The organism is Herbaspirillum sp. UBA812, assembly GCF_002296545.1.
Lineage (GTDB): Bacteria > Pseudomonadota > Gammaproteobacteria > Burkholderiales > Burkholderiaceae_D > Herbaspirillum > Herbaspirillum huttiense.
Genome location: NZ_DBIC01000242.1, coordinates 1 through 5,627, shown reverse-complemented (window position 1 = coordinate 5,627; position 5,627 = coordinate 1). Strand labels below are relative to the sequence as shown.

The 5,627-nt window shown below is 62.7% G+C and carries 7 protein-coding genes; all 7 read left to right on the top strand.

Translation table 11 applies throughout. From position 1 onward, the window contains the following. Positions 1 to 730 (top strand): HAD-IC family P-type ATPase (locus B3873_RS15785; RefSeq protein ID WP_286867220.1); only part of this gene is annotated, 730 nt, incomplete at its 5' end. Beyond that, positions 730 to 903: a cbb3-type cytochrome oxidase assembly protein CcoS gene (gene ccoS / locus B3873_RS15780; protein ID WP_286867222.1), complete on the top strand. Its 174-nt coding sequence runs from the start codon at positions 730 to 732 to the stop codon at positions 901 to 903. The genes B3873_RS15785 and ccoS, both read left to right, overlap by 1 nt. Before the next feature lie 152 nt (positions 904 to 1,055). Then, positions 1,056 to 2,483: a cytochrome-c oxidase, cbb3-type subunit I gene (gene ccoN / locus B3873_RS15775; protein ID WP_039784823.1), complete on the top strand. Its 1,428-nt coding sequence runs from the start codon at positions 1,056 to 1,058 to the stop codon at positions 2,481 to 2,483. A gap of 12 nt (positions 2,484 to 2,495) precedes the next feature. Beyond that, entirely contained in the window at positions 2,496 to 3,110 is a 615-nt protein-coding gene (ccoO, locus tag B3873_RS15770) for a cytochrome-c oxidase, cbb3-type subunit II (RefSeq protein WP_039784824.1), read from the top strand. Between the two features lie 4 nt (positions 3,111 to 3,114). Beyond that, the gene (locus B3873_RS15765; RefSeq protein ID WP_039784825.1) at positions 3,115 to 3,309 is read left to right on the top strand and encodes a cbb3-type cytochrome oxidase subunit 3; all 195 of its coding nucleotides are present in this window, start codon (positions 3,115 to 3,117) and stop codon (positions 3,307 to 3,309) included. Then, positions 3,302 to 4,234, top strand: a complete 933-nt coding sequence (ccoP, locus tag B3873_RS15760) for a cytochrome-c oxidase, cbb3-type subunit III (RefSeq protein ID WP_039784826.1) — start codon at positions 3,302 to 3,304, stop codon at positions 4,232 to 4,234. Before B3873_RS15765 ends, ccoP begins: the two co-directional genes overlap by 8 nt. Positions 4,235 to 4,376: 142 nt before the next feature. After that, positions 4,377 to 5,627, top strand: a 1,251-nt coding sequence (gene ccoG / locus B3873_RS15755) for a cytochrome c oxidase accessory protein CcoG (RefSeq protein ID WP_286867219.1), incomplete at its 3' end; no start/stop codon positions are given.

Here is a 5,627-nt window from a genome sequence, read left to right as displayed (position 1 = left end):
CCTGGGCGCGCGCCGCTTCGTGGCCGAGATCGCAGGAGAATCCATGCCTGCCGAACTGAACCAGCCCGCTGCGGCAGCGGCCGGTTCGGTCTACCTGGGCAACAGCCAAGGTTGGCTGGCGCGCTTCGACCTGGCCGATGCACTGCGTTCGGATACCGTGGAGACGGTGGCTGCTTTCCGTGCGCAGGGTTTGCGGGTGATCCTCCTGAGCGGTGACCAGCCCGAGGTCTGCGCCGAGGTGGCAGCGGAAGTCGGTATCGACGAAGTGATCGCCGGCTGCACGCCGCAACGCAAGCTGGAGGTGGTGCGCCAATTGCAGCAGGGCGGGGCGGTGGTGGCCATCGTCGGCGATGGCATCAATGACGCCGCCATGCTGCGCGCAGGCGATGTCTCCTTCGCGATGGGCAAAGGCGCGGCTCTGGCCCAGGTCAGTGCGGATGCCGTCATCATGAGTGATCGCCTGTCGGCCGTCGCGCAATGTGCGCAGATGGCCCGCCGGACCATGTGCATCGTGCGCCAGAACCTGGTGTGGGCCAGCGTCTACAACTTCCTCGCCATTCCGGCGGCGGCTTTCGGACTGCTTGATCCGTGGATGTCGGCGGTGGGCATGTCGGCCAGTTCGCTGCTGGTGGTCGGCAATGCGCTGCGCCTGAGCCGTGCCACGCGCGCGGCACGGCAGGTGCCGGCAAGTGTTCCAGCGGTCCAGCCAGCGCTGGCGGGAGGGGCATGATGGAAGCGCTCTATCTCCTCATTCCACTCAGTACCTTGCTGGTCTTCCTGGCGATCTGGGTGTTCTTCCGCGCCTCCGACGGCGGTCAGTTCGATGATCTCGAAGGACCGGCCATGCGCATCCTCCACGACGACGACATTCCCCCGCAGCAGGACCGGCACGATCCCGCCTGAGCTCCTCTCGCGCCTGCTCGTTCGTGCAAATAACGTCGCAATTGCCTGCATTTTTCTTCGGCTCTCTTTCCACTTGATACACGTCAATGCCCCCCGGAGGCTTGCCCCGTAAGCTCGCATTGAACAGTACTCAACAAAGTGGGGAGAGTTTCGTGAGCAAAGAAAATAGCTACAACTACACGGTTGTGCGCCAATTCACCGTGGCGACCATCCTGTGGGGCGTAGTCGGTATGCTGGTCGGCGTGATCATCGCCGCCCAGCTGGCATGGCCCGAATTGAACATGGGGATTCCCTGGCTGAGCTTCGGCCGGCTACGTCCCTTGCATACCAACGCAGTGATCTTTGCCTTCGGCGGCTGTGCGCTGATGGCAACCTCGTATTACGTCGTGCAGCGCACCTGCCAGGTGCGGCTGTTCTCCGACTTCCTGGCGGCCTTCACCTTCTGGGGCTGGCAGCTGGTGATCGTCGGTGCAGCCATCACGCTGCCAATGGGACTGACTCGCGGCAAGGAATACGCCGAGCTGGAATGGCCCATCACCATCCTGATCGCCGTCGTCTGGGTGGCCTACGCCGTGGTGTTCTTCGGCACCCTCGTCAAGCGCAAGGTCAAGCACATCTACGTGGCCAACTGGTTCTACGGTGCCTTCATCATCGCCGTGGCCATCCTGCACATCGTCAACGGTATGACCATGCCGGCCACGCTGACCAAGTCGTACTCGATGTACAGCGGCGCACAGGATGCCATGATCCAGTGGTGGTACGGCCACAACGCGGTGGGCTTCTTCCTGACCGCCGGCTTCCTGGGCATGATGTATTACTTCATCCCCAAGCAGGTCAACCGTCCGGTCTATTCCTACCGCCTGTCGATCGTGCACTTCTGGGCACTGATCTTCACCTACATGTGGGCCGGTCCGCACCACCTGCACTACACCGCATTGCCTGACTGGACCCAGTCGCTGGGCATGGTGTTCTCGCTGATCCTGCTGGCACCGTCCTGGGGCGGCATGATCAACGGCATGATGACCATGTCGGGCGCCTGGCACCAGCTGCGCACCGATCCCATCCTGAAGTTCCTGGTGGTCTCGCTGTCCTTCTACGGCATGTCCACCTTCGAAGGTCCGATGATGGCCATCAAGACCGTCAACGCCTTGTCCCACTACACCGACTGGACCATCGGCCACGTGCACTCCGGTGCCCTGGGCTGGGTCGGCTTCGTCACCATGGGGGCGATGTATTACCTGATCCCGCGCCTGTCCGGCAAGACCGAGATGTGGAGCAAGGACCTGATCGAGATCCACTTCTGGGTCGCCACCATCGGCATCGTGCTCTACATCGCTGCCATGTGGATTGCCGGCGTCATGCAAGGCCTGATGTGGCGTGCGGTCAATGCCGACGGCACCCTGACCTACAGCTTCGTCGAAGGGGTCAAGGCAACCTACCCGTATTACATCATTCGTCTGATGGGCGGCCTGATGTACCTGTCCGGCATGCTGGTGATGGCCTACAACACCTGGCGCACCATGCGCGGCACCGAACTGGCTGTCGCACCGATTCCTGCCGTGACCAACGCTGCGCACTGATTGGGGGAAAGTATGAAGTTTTCGCATGAATGGATTGAGAAGAACCCCTGGCTGCTCATTGGCCTGGTGCTGCTGGTGGTCAGTGTGGGTGGCCTGGCTGAAATCGTGCCGCTGTTCTTCCAGAAATCGACCACCGAACCGATCGCCGGCCTCAAGCCTTATTCGGCCCTGCGCCTGGCCGGTCGCGACGTTTACATCCGCGAGGGCTGCTACAACTGCCACTCGCAGATGATTCGCCCGCTGCGCGCCGAGACCGAGCGTTATGGCCACTACTCGGTGGCCGGCGAGTCGGTCTATGACCACCCCTTCCAGTGGGGTTCCAAGCGTACCGGCCCGGACCTGGCCCGCGTCGGTGCCCGCTACAGCGATGAATGGCATCGCGCCCACCTGCACAACCCGCGTGACGTGGTGCCGGAGTCCAACATGCCGGCCTACCCGTGGCTGGAGCAGGCCAAGCTGGACAACTACGACATCGTCTCGCGCATGAAGGCATTGAAGCGCATCGGCGACCCGTACACCGAAGAAGACATCAAGAATGCCCCGGCCGAGCTGGCCGGCAAGACCGAACAGGATGCGCTGATCGCCTACCTGCAAGGCCTGGGCATCCTGATCAAGGCGGAGAGATAAGACCATGATTGAAATGTTGACCGACCCACGCAGCCTGATCACGCTGATCAGCTTCATCACCTTTGCCGGCATCCTGTGGTGGACCTATGTCGGCCACAAGCCCGCTGATTTCACGCAAGCCGAGATGATCCCCTTTGCCGATGGCGACATCGGCCAGCCCGCCGCCGACAGCAGCGACAAGGAGGTGCGCCATGGCTGATTTCACCAGTGGTTTCTGGAACATCTGGATCATCGTCCTGACCGTGCTGGGCATCGCCGGTTGCGCGCTGCTGCTGTGGCAGCAGTCGAGCTGGAAGGTCAAGAAGGGTGACCAGCCGGTTGCCGGTTCGACCACCGGCCACGTCTGGGACGACGACCTGACTGAACTGAACAACCCGCTGCCGCGCTGGTGGATGTGGCTGTTCTACATCACCATCATCTTCTCGGTGGGCTACCTGATCGCCTATCCGGGCCTGGGCAACCTGCCCGGTACCCTGGGCTGGCGTTCGACCGGCGAGCATGATGCCGACGTCAAGCAGGCCGAAGCCAAGTATGGACCGCTCTTCGACAGCTACCTCAAGAAGGACCTGAAGGTGGTGGCCGCCGATCCGCAAGCCCATGCCATCGGCGAGCGCCTGTTCCTGACCTACTGCGCGCAGTGCCACGGTTCGGATGCACGCGGCAACAAGGGCTTCCCCAACCTGACCGACAACGACTGGCTGCATGGCGGCACGCCCGAGATCATCAAGGAAACCATCCTCAAGGGCCGTCACGGCGTCATGCCGCCCATGGCTGCGGCGGTGGGTACCGACAAGGATGTCGACAACGTCGCCAACTATGTGCTGAGCCTGTCCAATTCGGCCCATGATCCGATCAAGGCCGAACTGGGCAAGTCCAAGTTTGCCGCCTGCATGGCTTGCCACGGCCCTGGCGGTGTGGGCAACCAGGCCCTGGGCGCGCCCAACCTGTCGGACAAGATCTGGCTCTATGGCGGCAGCATCGACACCATCAAGGAGACCATCAACAAGGGCCGCGACAACACCATGCCGGCGTTTGGCGAATTCCTCGGTGAACCCAAGGTACACGTGCTGGCGGCCTATGTCTGGAGCTTGTCCAACAAGCCCAGCAACGCAGAGGCCAAGTAGGCTCCGATGAGCAGTTGAACCCGCGCCGGGGCCGACGCAGACACAGAGCTGCGCGGCCCCGGCGTTCTTCGTGATGGCCATATCGGCCGCGCGCCCGGCCAAGGGGCGCATGACAGAGAGCGAAAGCAGAGCAGGCAAGACCATGAACAAGGCCGCAATGACACCCAGGCAGGGCAAGGAAGGGGACGCGCCACCCGAGGCAGGAACGCAGCAGGATTTGCCGACGAAGGAGGGCAAGGATGAATATGCCGTCATCCGCATGTATGCCGCGCGTGAACAGATCTACCCGCGCGAGATCCAGGGACGCTTTGCCAGCCTGCGCTGGCTGTGCGTATTCCTGACGCAGCTGGTGTTCTACGGCCTGCCGTGGATCAACTGGAACGAGCGCCAGGCCGTGCTGTTCGACCTGGCCTCACGCAAGTTCTACCTGTTCGGCCTGGTACTGTGGCCGCAAGACTTCATCTGGCTGGCCGCGCTGCTGATCATCTGCGCCTTCAGCCTGTTCCTCTTCACGGCCATCGCCGGCCGCGTCTGGTGCGGCTATGCCTGTCCGCAGACGGTCTACACCGAGATCTTCCTGTGGATCGAACGCCGCATCGAAGGCAACCGCAGTGCCCGCATGCGCCTGGACCGCCAGCCCTGGTCGTTCGACAAGCTCTGGCGCAAGTCCGCCAAGCACCTGGCCTGGGGCGGCTTGGCCTTGTGGACCGGCATCAGCTTCGTCGGCTACTTCTCGCCGATACGCGAGTTGCTGCCGGAAATCGGCCAGTTCGCGCTGGGCCCTTGGGAGAGCTTCTGGATCGTCTTCTACGCCTTCGCCACCTACGGCAATGCCGGCTGGATGCGCGAGCAGGTCTGCAAGTACATGTGCCCCTATGCCCGTTTCCAGAGCGCCATGTTCGACCGCGACTCCCTGGTCATCACCTATGACAATGCCCGTGGCGAGCCGCGCATGCCTGCGGCCAAGGCAGCCAAGCTGCAGGAGGGACGCAAGGCGGGGGATTGCATCGACTGCACCATGTGCGTCCAGGTCTGTCCGACCGGCGTCGATATCCGCCAGGGCCTGCAATACATGTGCATCGGTTGCGCGGCCTGCGTGGATGCCTGCGACAGCGTGATGGACAAGATCGAGCGCCCGCGCGGCCTGATCCGCTATTCCACCGAGAACGCCATCGAGCAGGGTTTCTCGACGCCGGAGATTCGCCGCCGCCTGTTCCGTCCGCGCATCCTGATCTACACCGCCATCCTGGGCGCGGTGATCGCGCTGTTCCTGGGCTCGCTGGTGGTGCGCACGCCGCTGAAGCTGGATGTGATCCGTGATCGCGGTTCCATGGGCCGCGAGGTCGAAGACGGCATCATTGAAAACGTCTACCGCTTGCAAGTCATCAACACC